Annotated in this window: 17 protein-coding genes, 11 tRNA genes and 1 rRNA gene; 4 read left to right on the plus strand and 25 right to left on the minus strand. The window is 41.6% G+C overall.

All coding sequences use genetic code 11. The features are described 5' to 3' along the window. The 3 genes from pyrH to rpsB form a co-directional block, all read right to left on the minus strand. On the minus strand, positions 1-723 hold the full coding sequence (gene pyrH / locus LOSG293_RS06535; protein ID WP_034528396.1) for a UMP kinase: 723 nt from the start codon (positions 721-723) through the stop codon (positions 1-3). A 135-nt stretch (positions 724-858) separates the two neighbouring features. Continuing rightward, complete coding sequence (gene tsf / locus LOSG293_RS06540) at positions 859-1,734, minus strand: translation elongation factor Ts (RefSeq protein ID WP_034528398.1); 876 nt, start codon at positions 1,732-1,734, stop codon at positions 859-861. A gap of 116 nt (positions 1,735-1,850) precedes the next feature. Then, positions 1,851-2,612 carry a 30S ribosomal protein S2 gene (gene rpsB, locus LOSG293_RS06545; RefSeq protein WP_034528401.1) on the minus strand — a complete coding sequence of 254 codons (762 nt, stop codon included), beginning with the start codon at positions 2,610-2,612 and terminating at the stop codon, positions 1,851-1,853. 254 nt (positions 2,613-2,866) lie between these two features. On the opposite strand from rpsB, the gene LOSG293_RS06550 reads away from it, so the two are divergent. Further along, the gene (locus tag LOSG293_RS06550) at positions 2,867-3,583 is read left to right on the plus strand and encodes an HAD family hydrolase (RefSeq protein ID WP_034528403.1); all 717 of its coding nucleotides are present in this window, start codon (positions 2,867-2,869) and stop codon (positions 3,581-3,583) included. Positions 3,584-3,679: 96 nt separating this feature from the next. Here LOSG293_RS06550 and LOSG293_RS06555 read toward each other — a convergent pair whose 3' ends face one another. The 3 genes from LOSG293_RS06555 to LOSG293_RS06565 all read right to left on the minus strand — a co-directional run bounded on the left by LOSG293_RS06555 (position 3,680) and on the right by LOSG293_RS06565 (position 5,793). Next, positions 3,680-4,675, minus strand: a complete 996-nt coding sequence (locus LOSG293_RS06555) for a D-2-hydroxyacid dehydrogenase (protein ID WP_034528405.1) — start codon at positions 4,673-4,675, stop codon at positions 3,680-3,682. A gap of 97 nt (positions 4,676-4,772) precedes the next feature. Further along, positions 4,773-5,051 carry a GIY-YIG nuclease family protein gene (locus LOSG293_RS06560; protein WP_034528407.1) on the minus strand — a complete coding sequence of 93 codons (279 nt, stop codon included), beginning with the start codon at positions 5,049-5,051 and terminating at the stop codon, positions 4,773-4,775. Further along, complete coding sequence (locus LOSG293_RS06565) at positions 5,035-5,793, minus strand: tRNA1(Val) (adenine(37)-N6)-methyltransferase (protein ID WP_034528409.1); 759 nt, start codon at positions 5,791-5,793, stop codon at positions 5,035-5,037. The genes LOSG293_RS06560 and LOSG293_RS06565 overlap by 17 nt, the downstream gene beginning before the upstream one ends. A gap of 90 nt (positions 5,794-5,883) precedes the next feature. On the opposite strand from LOSG293_RS06565, the gene LOSG293_RS06570 reads away from it, so the two are divergent. Next, positions 5,884-6,510, plus strand: coding sequence for a lysophospholipid acyltransferase family protein (locus tag LOSG293_RS06570; RefSeq protein ID WP_034528411.1), 627 nt, complete (start codon positions 5,884-5,886; stop codon positions 6,508-6,510). 38 nt (positions 6,511-6,548) lie between these two features. Here LOSG293_RS06570 and LOSG293_RS06575 read toward each other — a convergent pair whose 3' ends face one another. From LOSG293_RS06575 to LOSG293_RS06590, 4 genes are all read right to left on the minus strand, one after another. Next, positions 6,549-8,339: an ABC transporter ATP-binding protein gene (locus LOSG293_RS06575; protein ID WP_034528413.1), complete on the minus strand. Its 1,791-nt coding sequence runs from the start codon at positions 8,337-8,339 to the stop codon at positions 6,549-6,551. After that, the gene (locus LOSG293_RS06580; protein WP_034528415.1) at positions 8,339-10,093 is read right to left on the minus strand and encodes an ABC transporter ATP-binding protein; all 1,755 of its coding nucleotides are present in this window, start codon (positions 10,091-10,093) and stop codon (positions 8,339-8,341) included. Before LOSG293_RS06580 ends, LOSG293_RS06575 begins: the two co-directional genes overlap by 1 nt. Before the next feature lie 126 nt (positions 10,094-10,219). Next, entirely contained in the window at positions 10,220-10,468 is a 249-nt protein-coding gene (locus tag LOSG293_RS06585) for a YneF family protein (RefSeq protein ID WP_191976221.1), read from the minus strand. A gap of 61 nt (positions 10,469-10,529) precedes the next feature. After that, positions 10,530-10,778: a DUF896 domain-containing protein gene (locus tag LOSG293_RS06590; protein ID WP_034528419.1), complete on the minus strand. Its 249-nt coding sequence runs from the start codon at positions 10,776-10,778 to the stop codon at positions 10,530-10,532. 140 nt (positions 10,779-10,918) lie between these two features. Between LOSG293_RS06590 and lexA the strand changes: the two genes are divergently transcribed. Then, positions 10,919-11,548 carry a transcriptional repressor LexA gene (gene lexA / locus LOSG293_RS06595; RefSeq protein ID WP_034528421.1) on the plus strand — a complete coding sequence of 210 codons (630 nt, stop codon included), beginning with the start codon at positions 10,919-10,921 and terminating at the stop codon, positions 11,546-11,548. A gap of 35 nt (positions 11,549-11,583) precedes the next feature. Here the strand turns inward: lexA and LOSG293_RS06600 are convergent, their stop codons facing one another. Then, the gene (locus LOSG293_RS06600; RefSeq protein ID WP_034528423.1) at positions 11,584-11,808 is read right to left on the minus strand and encodes a hypothetical protein; all 225 of its coding nucleotides are present in this window, start codon (positions 11,806-11,808) and stop codon (positions 11,584-11,586) included. Further along, positions 11,798-12,019, minus strand: a complete 222-nt coding sequence (locus tag LOSG293_RS06605) for a hypothetical protein (protein ID WP_034528425.1) — start codon at positions 12,017-12,019, stop codon at positions 11,798-11,800. The genes LOSG293_RS06600 and LOSG293_RS06605 overlap by 11 nt, the downstream gene beginning before the upstream one ends. A 637-nt stretch (positions 12,020-12,656) precedes the next feature. Here LOSG293_RS06605 and LOSG293_RS10265 point away from each other — a divergent pair. Then, positions 12,657-12,791 (plus strand): hypothetical protein, encoded by a 135-nt coding sequence (locus LOSG293_RS10265; RefSeq protein ID WP_268870192.1) that lies wholly within the window; start codon positions 12,657-12,659, stop codon positions 12,789-12,791. Positions 12,792-12,820: 29 nt separating this feature from the next. Here the strand turns inward: LOSG293_RS10265 and LOSG293_RS06610 are convergent, their stop codons facing one another. The 13 genes from LOSG293_RS06610 to rrf all read right to left on the minus strand — a co-directional run. Continuing rightward, on the minus strand, positions 12,821-13,984 hold the full coding sequence (locus LOSG293_RS06610) for a hydroxymethylglutaryl-CoA synthase (protein WP_034528427.1): 1,164 nt from the start codon (positions 13,982-13,984) through the stop codon (positions 12,821-12,823). Between the two features lie 378 nt (positions 13,985-14,362). After that, positions 14,363-14,447 (minus strand) — tRNA-Leu (locus LOSG293_RS06615). 41 nt (positions 14,448-14,488) lie between these two features. Beyond that, a tRNA-Cys gene (locus LOSG293_RS06620) sits at positions 14,489-14,559 on the minus strand. 26 nt (positions 14,560-14,585) lie between these two features. Then, positions 14,586-14,657, minus strand: a tRNA-Gln gene (locus tag LOSG293_RS06625). A gap of 7 nt (positions 14,658-14,664) precedes the next feature. Then, positions 14,665-14,739: transfer RNA gene (locus LOSG293_RS06630), tRNA-His, on the minus strand. Positions 14,740-14,753: 14 nt separating this feature from the next. Next, positions 14,754-14,824, minus strand: a tRNA-Trp gene (locus LOSG293_RS06635). 1 nt (position 14,825) lies between these two features. Beyond that, positions 14,826-14,911, minus strand: a tRNA-Tyr gene (locus tag LOSG293_RS06640). 4 nt (positions 14,912-14,915) lie between these two features. Beyond that, positions 14,916-14,988 (minus strand) — tRNA-Phe (locus tag LOSG293_RS06645). 52 nt (positions 14,989-15,040) lie between these two features. Continuing rightward, positions 15,041-15,114, minus strand: a tRNA-Asp gene (locus LOSG293_RS06650). Positions 15,115-15,139: 25 nt separating this feature from the next. After that, positions 15,140-15,212, minus strand: a tRNA-Val gene (locus LOSG293_RS06655). A gap of 4 nt (positions 15,213-15,216) precedes the next feature. Continuing rightward, a tRNA-Glu gene (locus tag LOSG293_RS06660) sits at positions 15,217-15,288 on the minus strand. 19 nt (positions 15,289-15,307) lie between these two features. Further along, positions 15,308-15,399: transfer RNA gene (locus LOSG293_RS06665), tRNA-Ser, on the minus strand. Between the two features lie 78 nt (positions 15,400-15,477). After that, positions 15,478-15,575, minus strand: a 5S ribosomal RNA gene (gene rrf, locus LOSG293_RS06670); the annotation flags it as partial.

A 15,575-nucleotide genomic window follows, 5' to 3' on the forward strand; every position in this document is an offset into this window, starting at 1 on the left:
CTATTTCCCCCTTACTGTTGTTCCAATATTGTCGCCTTCAACGACCTTCTTGATATTACCTGGTTGATTTAAGTTGAACACAACCAACGGAATATCGTTGTCCATCGACAATGTACTTGCTGTCGAATCCATAACCTTTAGTCCATTGTTAATGATATCCATTTGAGTCAAAGAATCAAACTTTTTGGCGTTCGGATCTAACTTAGGATCAGCAGAATAAATACCATCGACCCCATTCTTAGCCATCAAAATAGCATCTGCATTGATTTCCGCTGCGCGTAAAGCTGCAGTCGTATCAGTGGAGAAGTATGGGCTACCTGTACCACCGGCGAAAATGACAACCCGTTCCTTTTCCAGGTGACGAATTGCCTTTCTTCTAATGTATGGTTCAGCAATTGCTCGCATTTCGATTGAGGTTTGAACCCGAGTAGGCACACCTAAAGATTCTAAGTTGTCTTGTAAGGCTAATGCGTTCATGATGGTTGCTAACATGCCAATATAATCGGCTTGTGAGCGTTCCATCCCCATTTGGGCACCTGATTCACCGCGCCACATATTACCACCACCAACAACAATGGCAATTTGTAATCCTAATTTGTAAACGTCTCTAATTTCTTGAGCAACTTCTTTGATGACTGGTGGGTGAATACCAAAGCCTTGGTCACCAGCTAAGGCCTCTCCACTAAGTTTAAGTACTATCCGTTTGTATTTAAGATCCGACATCGTGATCCTCCTATCGATTTCTTAGTCAATTCTATCATAATCAGCTTTAGGTAAACAGTGTTGACGTGATTAGTTTACCGAATTTTACTCAAAAAAAAGATGTACACCACGTGCACATCTCATGTGATTCAAAAATTAACCGTTGATTTGGCTGTTAACTTCATCTTCAAAGTTAACTTCCTTCTTTTCAATACCTTCACCAACTTCAAAACGAACGAATGACTTCAACTTGCCACCCTTTGAAGCAACGTATTGGTTAACAGTTTGATCTGAATCCATAACGAATTCTTGGTCTGCCAAACTGATTTCTGAAAGGAACTTGCGAAGACGACCATCGACCATCTTTTCGACGATGTTTTCTGGCTTACCTTCGTTCAAGGCTTCCTTCTTAAGAACTTCGCGTTCGTGATCTAAACGTTCTGATGGAATGTCATCACGAGAAACGAATTCTGGGTTAACGGCAGCAACGTGCATTGCAACGTTCTTAGCGACTTCTTCATCTGCACCTTCAAGTGTTACCAAGGCAGCGATTTGGCCACCATTGTGAAGGTATGCGCCGAAGACTTCGCCATCACTCTTTTCAACAACTTCAAAACGACGAAGCGTCACTTTTTCACTTGTTACTTGAGTTGTTTCAACGATAGCTTCTTTGACAGTACCGTTGTTAGTCTTAAGCTCGAGTGCAGCATCAACATCAGCTGGCTTTTCAGCAGCGATTGCTGCGGCAATTTCGTCAACTAAGTTCTTGAAAGTGTCGTTAGTTGCAACGAAGTCAGTTTCTGAGTTCACTTCAACAACAGCAGCAGTGTTATCCTTAACGGCGATTTGTGCCAAACCGTTGGCAGCAACGTTACCGCTCTTCTTTTCAGCCTTAGCAATACCCTTTTCACGTAAAAAGTCGATAGCCTTTTGAATGTCACCGTCGGTTGCAACGAGGGCCTTCTTAGCGTCCATCATACCAACGCTGGTTTGGTCACGTAATTCTTTAACTTGCTTTGCAGTAATAGCCATAATGTATGGTCTCCTTTGAATTCAAAATAAAAAGCTGGTTTAAAACTCAGGCCTATGAGGTCCCAAAATTTTAAACCAGCCTAAGCGATTTTTAAAATTGTAAAAAACTAAGTTTCTTACTCAGCGTCAGCAGTTGCTTCAGTTGAGTCAGTGTCAGTTCCTTCGTTTTGCTTAGCTTCAGCAGCTTCGCCTTCTTCACCTTGGTTACCTTCAACTATAGCATCTGCCATCTTTGCAGTAATCAAACGAACGGCACGAATAGCATCGTCGTTGGATGGGATAACAACATCGATTTGATCTGGGTCGGTGTTCGTATCAACCATGGCAACAATCGGAATGTTAAGCTTTTGAGCTTCCTTAACAGCGATTTGTTCCTTACGAGGGTCAACGATGAACATTACGTCTGGAACCTTAGGCATATCTTCGATACCACCAAGGAAACGTTCAAGCTTGTCAGCTTGCTTGTTCAAAAGTGCAACTTCCTTCTTAGGAAGACGATCGAATGTACCATCAGTAGCCATCTTCTTAAGTTCCTTAAGACGCTTGATACGAGTTTGAATCGTATCCCAGTTAGTCAATGTTCCACCTAACCAACGGTGGTTAACGTAGAATTGACCGGCACGAACTGCTTCTTCAGCAATGGCATCTTGAGCTTGCTTCTTTGTACCAACGAAAAGTACAACGGCACCCTTTGATGCTTCGTCCTTCATAAAGTTGTAAGCTGAGTCAATCAACTTAACCGTCTTTTGTAAATCAATAATGTAAATACCGTTACGTTCCGTAAAGATGTATTGTTTCATCTTTGGGTTCCAACGACGTGTTTGGTGACCGAAGTGGACACCAGCTTCAAGCAATTGTTTCATAGAAATGACAGCCATAATAAGCCTCCGTAAAATAGTTTTTTCCTCCCCTAAGCTCAGCTTCCAAAATCACCCAACTAGTTGAGCACCGATTCTGGAATCACTTAAGGTGTGAATTGATGTTTTTAACACCGAGAAATATTATAACTAAATTACTGAGCTTTAGCAACTAATTCTTTTGAAAACCTATTGAATTGAAAACCGCTTGACAAAACTTGCAATGTATTACAATTATGTTACACTGTTTCTTATCTTGAATGGAGGCAGTACACATGATTAAAGCTATCGTCTTTGATGTAGATGATACTTTGTATGATCAAGCTCATCCCTTTGAACAAGCAATCGATTCTGTGCTCAAGCCAGAAGATCATCGACTACTTAGTTTACGAGAAGTGTTTAACCAATTCCATAGTGAAGCCAACATCCTACCATTGGATCAAAAAAAGCTTTCAATTGAGCAATTTTTAACCACCAAGCTTAATGAAACGTTGGCTAGCCTTGGACTACCCATATTCACTCCGAGTGAACTAGACGAGTTTTGGACTCATTACACAAATAAACTTTCCGAGATTCATCTTTTTCCGAAGTTTACACAATTATTTGACGAATTAAGTGAATTTTTTAAACTGGGAATTATCACCAACGGTTCTGTGGACCGGCAAATGGCTAAGATGACCCAGCTACGTCTCTTTAATTGGGTTAACCGCGAGAACGTTCTGATTTCGGAAGAAGTTGGTCTCGAAAAGCCGGACCCTCGGATTTTTACGGCGATGAGCCGAAAACTTGAGGTCAGTCCTAGCGAAGTCGCATATGTCGGTAACCGTTATGATTTAGACGTTCGTGGTGCCAAAAAAGCTGGTTGGCATGCCTTTTGGTTCAATCATCGCGAACTTGAGGAATCGAACGGCGATATCGTTGCAGACCAAACGGTTTCGTCGCCAGAGGAATTAATTGAATTACTCGAAGCAGTTGCAAAAATAAGTGAATAATCAGTAATTCTTGAAGATAACTCGTCAACATGCGTGTTATCTTTTTTTGTAACAAAAAAGAGTACGATTACTCGTACCCCTTCTTGACTTTAATCATTACATTTCAACAATATCGTCAGCCGTTCCTGTTTCGATAAGTTGTTTGTTGTTGTTAAGTGCAAATTGAACCATGTTCTTAACTGCTGTCTTGGTGTAGAAAGCAATATGTGGCGTTACAAGAACGTTGTCACGTGCCATCAGATTCTTCAAACGTTCGTCTGGGATAGCATCAAAGCTACCAAAGTCAGTGTTGAAGATACCGACTTCATTTTCATAAACATCCAATGCAGCACCGGCCACCTTGCCGCTGTCGAGCGCACGGATTAAGGCGTCCGTATCAATGATGGCACCACGGGCTGGGTTTAAAATCCAAACGCCGTCCTTCATCTTGGCAAAGGTTTCATCATTCAGCATATGTTCATTTTCTTTAGTGGCTGGTGCATGGAGTGAAATCACGTCTGCTTGGGCGTATAACTCATCCATCGAATCAACGTAAATACCCTTTGCTTCAAGTTCAGGGTTACGGTAAACATCGTAAGCAATGACCTTAGCACCAAAGCCTTCGTAGATTCGCATTGCGGCACGACCGATGCGGCCTGTTGCCACAACACCGACCGTCATGTGACCTAACTCATCGGCAATATCTGGTGCCCATTGAAGGTTACCGGCCGCTTGTTTCTTGTCAAAGACTGGTGTGCGCCGCAGTAATCTCATCAACTGGGTAATTGTTAATTCAGCAATAGCAGCTGGTGAGTACGCCGGCACATTAGTCACTTTAATGTCATTTCGTTTAATCGCATCAGCATCAATATTATCTACACCAACGTTTCGAAGTGATAATGACTTGATCCCAAAACTTGCTAATTTATCTAGTACTTCTGCAGTATATGGCTTTTGTTGGTAAACAACCGCTCCATCGTATCCATCAGCTAAATCAACTGACTTTTCGTCGAGCAACTCAGAAACAGCCTTTACTTCAATATTTTGGTCCTTTGACCATTGATCTAAATAGGGTTTTTCATCGTCACGAATACCATAAGCAATAATTTTCAACTTAAATTCCTCCTAGAAAATAATTTCCAAGAATGACGTGAATCCAATCTTAGAAGACACTTAATTTTACACCTTTGCTCAGTGGGATACAAACCATTCACAGTCGAATATTGTGGGCCGCCAAATAGGCTAATTTCTTCGCCCGTGGCTGATGCTTAAAAGCATACTCTGCTTTCAAAGCTGCTGATTTATCATCAAATTCTTCATAATAAATTAATTTAAGCGGATGGCGATACTTTGGTTTGGTATACTTGGCGCCCAGCCCCGCCTCATGCTGCTTTAAGCGGTGAAAGACATCTGTCGAAAAGCCACCATATAACGTATTATCTGCGCACAAGAGTACGTAAAAAAAATATTTCTTATCGGTTGATTCCATAAAGCATCCCTCTTACTTCATCCCCGTACTCGTTTTGATTGTTATACACAATCAACGGCTGCTGAATTCTAACGCCATTTGGTTTGCCGTCCTTAATTGCTTCCACTAAAACCATGTTGGCTTCCGTATTTGGCTTGGGATAGACAAACTGGATTTTTTTTGGCGCTAATCGATGAGCCTTCATCTCACTAAACAAATCATCTAGTCGGTCCGGTCGATAAACAAAGTAGGCCTTGGCGTTCATTTTTAACACATCGGCCGTTGCTTTCATAACCCCCGATAACGTCGTCTTGAGTTCGTGGCGGGCGATGGCCAAATACTCGTTAGGATTTTTCTTGCTTAAAGCGTGATCCGAAAAGTAAGGCGGATTACATGTCACAACATCAACTGAATCCTTTTCGATGACATCTGTTACGTTTGCTAAATCCATATTGTAAACTTTCATTTGTTCGGTCAACCCATTAAGTTTAATCGATCGATCGGCCATATCAGCCAATCGGGGTTGAATTTCTACTTCGCTAATTTCCCCCGCCGTTTCCGAAGAAAGAAATAGCCCTACTGCACCATTACCGGCACAAAGGTCGACAATTCTAGTTTGGCTTTTCTTGGGGACTTTGGCGAAATAAGCAAGTAGTACCGCATCCAGCGAAAAAGCAAAAACGGTATCACTTTGAATAATTTGAATATCTTTGCTGTATAGCTGATCAATGCGCTCCCCGTCGTTTAACCAGTTTTCGTTCATTTTTCATTCACCTTTTCATAATAGACTTGCACATGCCCAGATTTTTTTGCATACTGGGTAAATGAAACCACCTCGAGGGGGAGATTCATTATGTTTTATTCAGTTCTAAGAGTAATTGTGCGCCTTTTGCTATGGCTAATCAATGGGAATTCCCACTATCTCAACCACGACCGGTTGCCTGAGGGTGCCTACGTGTTAGTGGGACCTCACCGAACTTGGTTCGATCCTATTTATTATGCCCTAGCCGGGAGCCCAAAACAATTCAGTTTTATGGCAAAAAAGGAATTATTTAAAAATCCTATCATTAGATTCATCTTGAACCATGCTCACGCTTTTCCGGTTGACCGTGATAACCCTGGTCCTTCTGCAATTAAAACACCAGTCAGAATTTTGAAGCAAGGCGATTTATCGCTGATTATTTTTCCTTCTGGTACGCGTCATTCTCAAGAGTTAAAAGGTGGTGCTGCGGTGATTGCCAAAATGGCAGGTGTTCCCATCATTCCAACTGTTTACCAAGGACCATTAACGTTTAAATCCTTGTTCAGTCGGAAACCAGTTACCGTTGCATTTGGTGAACCCATCGTGGTTGACCGCAAGTTGAAATTGGATGAAGAAGGCCAAAAACTCATTGAAACTCAAATGCAGTCTGCATTTGACGCATTAGACAAAGAGATTAATCCTGATTTTCACTACGTAGACGTCTCCGAAAAAAAATAAGTCGCTGATACCACTTAATTGTGGTTTCAACGACTTTTTTATTCCTTCGTGTTGCCTTGTAATTGAATCATATCGTAATAATAACCTTTTTGGCTCATGAGTTCTGCGTTGGTGCCTCGCTCAACAATTCGCCCACGTTCCAAAACGAGAATCAAATCAGCATTTTGAATCGTTGACAATCGGTGAGCAATCGCAATAGTTGTCCGGCCTTCTCTGATCTTTTCCAGCCCTTCTTGAATCACTTGTTCCGTTTCCGTATCAATATTAGCGGTGGCTTCATCTAAAATCAAAATTTTAGGATCCGTCACGATAACCCGCGCATACGAAATAAGTTGACGTTGACCACTCGAATAGCTAGTACCTCGTTCAAAAACACGGTTGTCATAACCCTTGGGCAGTTGTTCAATAAAACGATCTGCCTGAACAAAACGAGCCGCCTGGCGAACTTGGTGATCAGTAATGGACTGATTAAACATTCGAATATTTGATGAAATAGTGCCATAAAACATGAATGGTTCCTGCAACACCAAGCCCATCTTCTTCCGCAGCTCACTAATTGGGTAAGATCGAATATCTTTACCATCAATTAAAATAGTGCCACTGCCAAATTCATAAAAGCGCATCAGAACATTGATAATAGAAGTTTTACCGCTCCCCGTTTCTCCAACCAAAGCAATTGTTTGGCCGGGTTCAGCCTTGAACGAAATATCGTGTAAAATGTCATGCTTCCCATCATAGGAAAATGAGACGTGTTTGAATTCAATCTCACCCAGTGTAATTTCTCGCCCTGGTTGTGCGTCTTGCTGCGGTGCTGCCGTGGGATCATCCAATAGTTTTAGTACCCGTGACCCAGCCACAATGCCATCTTGAAAATCACTTAAACTGTCCATCATCCCCGTCATGGGGTTAAAGAAGTTATCGATATAGGTGACAAACGCATAAATAACACCAGCCGCAACATATCCATGAAGTCCACGGACACCAAAAATTGATAAGGCGAGGACAATTCCCAATGCGTAAAGTAAATCAATCATCGGGCTTAAAAGTAATGAATTAACCCGAATCATCGCCTTTCGCGTATTGAAGTAACGATGATTGATTTCGCCGAATTCAGATTCGACCCGTTTTTCCTGTCGAAATTGTTGAATCACGGTCACACCCGTGATTGATTCCGCTAGCTTTGCATTTAGTTGGCTCAAACGTTCCCGCATCCGTCGATAAACGACCGAACTATATTTTTGATAATACCAAATGGATAACACCAAAAATGGCATTAGTACAAGTAACCAGAGTGCAATTTTGACATCTAGCAATAGCATTGCTGTAAACGATGAAGCGACTCCAAAAATCACTAAAACTAAGCTACTAAAGAGTTGCCAAAACGTTTGAAACGACATGGTGTCGTTCGTTAAACGAGATAAAATAGACCCACCTGGTGTTTGGTCAAAGTACCTCATTCCCAATTGGTGTAACTTTTGGAAAATTTTGCGACGAACTGATTCCAACATGTACTCAGCACCCATCGAATAGAGATAGGTTTGCCAGAATTGCATGAAGGCCTTCACAATCATTGAAAAGAAGTATAAACCAGCAAAAAACCACATCATGCTGACCGCCGTATCACCATTCCGTAAATGGTCATCCATATAAACGGCAATAATTCGTGGCAGCAAAATATTAATGATACTAACACCCGCTGCCATCAAGATTGAGAGAAAGAACAGCCACTTGTAGGCCTTAGCAAAGGCCATCAACCTACCGACAATTCGCCGTTGTTCCTTAGCAGGAATACTTTTTGACCAGGCTGATTGATGTTCTTGATTGTCCATTAGGCGTCCTCCCCTTCCGTTTCAGTTTGTAATTCCTGACGTTCAAACATTTCTTCATACCAACCGTGTTGTTGCATCAAGGAATCATGGGTTCCACGCTCCACCACTTGACCGTTTGACATCACAATAATTTCATCCGCATCCATGACCGAACTTAACCGATGTGCTGCAATGATGGTTGTTTTGCCCTGACGCTCCGCGCGAAGATGCATCAGGATCTCACTTTCAGTTTCTGCATCAACGGCAGAAAGAGCATCATCAAGTATTAAGAGCTCCGGATCAATAATCAGTGCCCTAGCAATGGCTAATCGTTGACGTTGACCACCAGAAAGCGAAATACCTTCTTCTCCAACTTGGATTTCCAAGCCATTTGGAAATTTATCTACCTGGCCCTTCAAACCACTATTAAAAATGGCCGTTTCGACTTGGTCGTCCGTCGCATCAGGTAACGCGTACCTAATATTATTTCTAAGTGTATCCGAGAACATGAAACTATTTTGAGGGACATATCCGATAGCTGGTAGATACGCATCAAGTTGATAGTCCTTAATATTGTGACCACCATAGACAATTTGTCCTTCATACTGATCAAATTGCCGTAAGATGAGCTCCATAATCGTTGATTTACTGGCACCAACTTTACCGACAATTCCTAGCGTTTTACCTGCCGGCACATCAAATTGGACGTTTTGAAGGATCACATGGTCACGATCATCCGGGTAACTGAAGTGCTTAATATCAAAATGGAGATCACCACTTGGTCGGTCACTAATGCCATCTTGAGCATCTAAAATGGCGCTCTTTTCACCTAAGAGTGACATAACTCGGTCGTAACTCGCATTTCCTCGTTCCAGTGTGTTAAACAGCATCCCGACCGCAAAGATGGGCCAAATCATTCGAGCTAAGTAAGCGATGAATGAAACTAAGTTACCAATGGTAATGGTTCCATTTGCCACTAAACTTCCCCCATAAACAATCGTAATCACATAAGAAATTGAAATGATCAAAGTCGTGACGGGGTCAAACAGCGCATCCAATCGGTTAACTCGTCGATTAATCTTAATCGTCCGATCCACCTGATTTTCAAAGTCATCGATATCTTCCTGTTCTTGTCCCAGACTCTTAATTACTTTGATTCCACTGATACTTTCCTGAGCCTTGTTGTTCAAGCGCGAAAAAGCCGCTTGAGAATCACCAAATGCAATATGAATTTTCATTCCCAGGTATCGCGCCATGACGGCTAACAGTGGAAACGGAATAATAGCAATCAAAGTTAAACGCCAATCCACAAACATCATCATCGCAATCAGCGTAGTTCCACCAGTAATAATGGAATCAGCAAACTGCAAAATACCCCCACCAGCCACACGCTGGATGGCAGAAAGATCGTTGGTCACATGCGCCATTAAATCTCCTGTTCGGTGTCGATTATAGAATGGTCGGTCCATCGACATAAAATGGTTGAAAAGCCGTGTTCTTAATACCCTTTCAAGTTTTGCTGCACCACCCCAAATGGCCGTCCGCCAGACATAGCGAGCCGAATACTGCAATAATGCTGCTAGCGCCAATAAGCCCAACAATGTAACCAATCGGCTCACTGTTAGCTCGCGCTTGTCGATATAGTCGATGAGGTTACCCATGAATCGAGCTGGGATAATGCCAATAATTGCCGTTATTAAAAGACCGAATAATCCACGGTAATAGGTTTTTCGTTCGCTCTTAAAATACCATCCGAGCTTTCTGAAAATTCCCAAAGTCGTTCACTTCCCATTCAATAATTAGATTTTAATTAGATTTTCCCTAATGGTACCATAATTAGAGGCAAAAAAATAACCTTATAGTCGAGGAAGCACCTCAACTATAAGGTCTTGATCAAAATCCTATTGTTTCTTTGCTTGTTGACGCATTGCGTTCATCATTTGATGAAGTTTCTTTGCAGATGGCTTTTGGCCCATTTGCATCATCATCGCTCTGATTTGATCTTCGCTAATTGGCGGATTATCTTTTAGATAATTTTCCATGTACTTGCGAGCTCCAAAGAAGCCAGCAACTGCACCCAGCAATAATGCGATTACGACGATTAAAATCCAGATTCCAGTCGACAAAGTGAATCCCCCTTTAACAACCATTTACTAAACTAGTTTACACAAGTATTTCCCAAATTAAAAGGGTTAACCTCACTTATTTCAATTAATCGTCCCTTAAACCCTTATCACGCTGTAACTTTTTGACCTTTTCCGGCGTGACTTCTTTACCAGCTTTATCGAACACTTGAATCATCTCGACTTGGCTTTTAAAACTTTCACGGAACTTCTTTAAATATTTTTGACGTAAATCTTTTCGTTCGATCAGCTCTAATTCTGAAAGCCCTTCTTCCTTAGCTTTCTTGGCTAATTCGTTGATACGCTTGATTAGTGCTTGCATTTCACTATCGGCCATTACTTTCACTCCTTTTTACCATTGAACATATTAACAAGATTTTGACCAAAGTGCAATCAAAGAAACCGAACATTTGTTTGAAAGGGGCTATTATGTATGGTATCATTACTTTAAAATCTTATGTTTGAGGTGAACGAGCCATGAGTAAAGGTTCAGAAAATAAACAAATGGAGGTCCTCAGCTTCATCCACGAGCGAGTCAACGCAAAGGGTTATCCCCCAACAGTTCGTGAGATTGGTGAAGCTGTTGGACTCAAATCAACATCAACAGTTCATGGCCACATTAGTCGTTTAGCTAAAAAAGGCTTACTTTCAAAAGATCCAACCAAGCCCCGAGCTCTTGAAATCACCCCACTTGGGATCGAAGCCTTGGGCATTCAGGTCGACGCTGACAAGATTCCTGTCCTAGGAACCGTTACTGCCGGTGCACCAATCTTAGCCGTCCAAGAGGCTACTGATTACTTCCCTGTTCCAGATCATTTTCGTGGAGAAGCCTCTGATTTATTCATGCTAACCATTCGTGGTGAAAGTATGATAAAAGCCGGAATTTTGAATGGTGATCAAGTCATCGTCCGCAAACAGCAAGTTGCAGATAACGGAGATATTGTGATTGCCTTAACTGAGGAAAATGAAGCCACATGTAAACGTTTCTTCAAAGAAGCTGATCATTATCGCTTACAACCTGAAAACGATACAATGGCACCCATTATTTTAGATCAGGTTTCTATTTTAGGTAAGGTCGTTGGCCTTTTCCGAGATAACATTTATTAAACAGTAAAGAGCCACTACTCTCGGGTAGTGGCTCTTTAGTTACTTATTTTATCAGCAGCAATCACTGTTTTTTCGGTCAGCTTAATCACCTCCCAGCGATCATCAGGATGATGCTCCATAATTTTGACTAAAATCGATCTAGTATAGACTTTCTCAACAATACCTTTAAATGCATTTTTGATGTTTCCACAAGGCTGGCAATTCACAACATCATCAAGTTTGAAATTAATTTTGGGAAGTTCCTTCTGTTTAAAATCCATAGTTTACCACCTTCATTAGTTTAAGTTTTGTTGGGCAAGCCGAAATTATGAAGTTTTGCGCAGCAACCGTTCGGCGATCTTTGAAATGGTAATTTAACACCTCTATCACAACTAATCGATTAAGAACATGAATAACTTTGCCCACAATTGGACCTTGCCATTCATCTACCGATTCATATTTAACGAGCTGACCTTCCGCAAACTTTTTCATGGCGTTTCCCTCACTTCTTTGACTTAAGAACAATTTAACAAACAAATCTGAAGTTATTACGTCATTAATGTGAAGAATGTTAGATTAATTTAGCGCTTTAAAAGCCGGTAATGGTATACTATATAGTAAATTGAATCAAGTTTTGGGGGACTTCATCATGATGTTATTTATTGCAATCATTGGATTCATGCTCGTATTTTTGAGTTTCTTTTCACTTTTAACTGCTCGTGGACAAGGAGCCCGATAGTTTTGGCAAGCTGTATTCTTAATCTTAAGCTTAGCATTAACCGCATTTGCCATTTGGAAATTACCTTACTGGAACCATGACAACAATGCTTCGCAACAAACTTCGGCTCAAACTGCAAAGTCGAGTTCTGAATCAATCAGTGGTACCAATTCACCGGTCTTCTCCGCTGATGAGAGCCAGACCAACCTTCAAACTCAGAATCTGAAGGAAAAGAATGTTTTAGAGCAACTTCAACAAAGTTACAAAGCTTTCGGGAGCGTTTCGTTTAATGGCACAACCAGAACGTATGTTATTTCATCCAAAAACAGTAACTTCAATAAGGCGGTTGCCTATTTAGATAAAAATCCGAAAAAAACGGATGAGGTCAAGTGGCCAACTGAAATTAGTAATATGACTAAAACTGGAAAATCAGTTAATAAAGTATTGGGCAACGGCTACACCATTTCACTAAGAAAATCTGATCAAAAAACCATTTTACTTAACGTTAAAAATGGGAAATTGATTTATGATCGCTATGCAAATTAAAAAGGAATCGGAGAATTTTCTCCGATTCCTTATTTTTTGCGATAAATTCGTTTTTTATCTTTGATACCGGCAAAAACAAATACACCATCATCCTTGTTAATATCTGTTTCAAAATCTCCGTTATCAGCTGGTAAGCTTTGGTTGAATATTGTTTCATATTCCGAAATCGTCAATCTAGTTCTATTGTCGAGCCAATGCGCCATTTGTTCTGGATTAAGTTGCCGTTTATACGCTTCTTGAAGTATACCACTATAGAATTCACCTTCAGCGCCAGATCCGTATGAAAACAAACCAATCCGGCTACCAGCATCAAGCTTAGTCTCACTTAATAGTGATAATAGGCTTAAGTAAAGCGACCCGGTATATAAATTACCAATTTGTTTGTTATAGACACGACTATTTTCAAACTCAGTCATCAATTGCTTCTGTTTATTCTCGTCAACTTGATTTAGAACTGTACGTAGTCCTTTTAACCCCATTTTAGTAAATGGTAAATGGAACGTCATCGCATCAAAATCGCTGAGTTCCCGGTCCGTCTGTTTCTTATAACTCTCAAACGCAGTCTGAAAGAAATCTAGATAGACGTTGGTTGAGTACTTACCATCTACCAAAGCCTCTCGACGGTTAATTGGACGCCAAAAATCCATAATATCTTCCGAAATATGGCTAGTTTCAGCCTCTAAGACCAAGATACTAGGTTCTGCAGAAATAATCATCGCTACCGCGCCACCGCCCTGTGTCACCTCTCCTGCCGTTTTAAGGCCATATCTAGCAATATCAGAACCGATTACGAGCACTTTGCGATCAGGATGCACTGTGACGTAATCTCGTGCCAATAACACTCCTGCCGTTGCCCCGTAACAAGCCTGTTTCAATTCTACTGTTCGTACATTCTTTCGAAGTCCAAGTAATTGCTGTAGGTAGATTGCCGCCGATTTCGAGTTATCAACGCCTGTTTCCGTACCAAAAAGAATCATATCAATCGTGTCTCGATCTGATTCGGAAAAGATACTTGTTGCAGCATTGGCGGCCATCGACACAACATCCTGACTGAGGGGTACGACGGTTTGACGTTCCTGACCAATCCCAATTAAAAATTTATTTGGGTCGACACCCCTTTCCTTGGCCAAATCAATTAGATCAATATATGTATTAGGTGCATAAAATCCAATTTTATCGATTCCGACTTTCATTTGTATCGCTCCTCTTTTTGGTTACAAAACTTTCTCTCAAAAGATGGGTTCGACCCCATCTCTGGTAATGTTCGTTTTACTTCGGTAAACTAGCTTGAATAATATATCATGTTATCATTAAAATTCAAGAAAATAGGTATTGAATTAAGAGAAGCATAAGGAAATACCCTTTATTAATTTTTTATCTCAGGTGCACAATTTAGTGCACCAAAAATTGAGGTTATTTACGATTATTTAAGGGTTTGTCTATTTTGTCTGATTGACTCATAAAATTTGGTGAGCAATCCCCACCGCTACAAAAGCTGGTATACCAATGCTTTAGAGCACAAAAAAAAGACTGATGAACAAAGTCCATCAGTCTCAAACAAATATACTCTATACCGGAGGTGGGGTTCGAACCCACACGTCCTCAACGGACACTGGATTTTGAGTCCAGCGCGTCTGCCAGTTCCGCCACTCCGGCATATTTGCAATTGTAAAATCCTAAAATAAATGATTGGGTAAAGGCGGTAATCGGATTCGAACCGACGATAAAGGTTTTGCAGACCTCTGCCTTACCACTTGGCTATACCGCCATGTTTATTAGTATGATCGAATCCAACTGGGTTAGCTGGATTCGAACCAGCGCATGACGGAGTCAAAGTCCGTTGCCTTACCACTTGGCTATAACCCAATCAAAGGGCGGTATATGGGACTCGAACCCATGCGTGCCGGAACCACAATCCGGTGTGTTAACCAAACTTCACCAATACCGCCATAACATCAATAACAGGGATAGTAGGAGTTGAACCCACACCGACGGTTTTGGAGACCGTAGTTCTACCATTAAACTATATCCCTATGGTGGATGGGAGTGGATTCGAACCACCGAACCCGAAGGAGCGGATTTACAGTCCGCCGCGTTTAGCCAGACTTCGCTACCCATCCATAATGGCGCGGGACGGAATCGAACCGCCGACACACGGAGCTTCAATCCGTTGCTCTACCAACTGAGCTACCGAGCCATTTACCAAGTTATTAAAGATGTTAAGTATTAAATTAATAATAACATAACAACGGTCCGTACGAGACTCGAACTCGTGATCTCCTGCGTGACAGGCAGGCGTCCTAACCAGCTAGACCAACGGACCATAAGAAGTTATTACATTATTATAGTGGAGGATACAGGGCTCGAACCTGTGACCCTCTGCTTGTAAGGCAGACGCTCTCCCAACTGAGCTAATCCTCCAAAATGACCCGTATGGGACTCGAACCCATGTTACCGCCGTGAAAGGGCGGTGTCTTAACCGCTTGACCAACGGGTCATATCAATTTGGGTGTAAACGGAGAGTAAGGGATTCGAACCCTTGAAACAGGTTTGTGCCCGTTTACACCATTTCCAATGGTGCTCCTTCGGCCAGCTCGGACAACTCTCCATCTAAATTCCGATAAGTGGATTCGAACCACTCAATCATAAATGACACTCTCCATTAGAGTATATCGGAAACTTCGTCGCGTGGCAACGTCCTACCCTCGCAGGGGGCGATCCCCCAACTACTATCGGCGTGCTAAAGCTTAACTTCTGTGTTCGGCATGGGAACAGGTGTATCCT

This window comes from Secundilactobacillus oryzae JCM 18671, from assembly GCF_000740055.1.
In the GTDB taxonomy this organism is placed as follows: Bacteria; Bacillota; Bacilli; order Lactobacillales; family Lactobacillaceae; genus Secundilactobacillus; species Secundilactobacillus oryzae.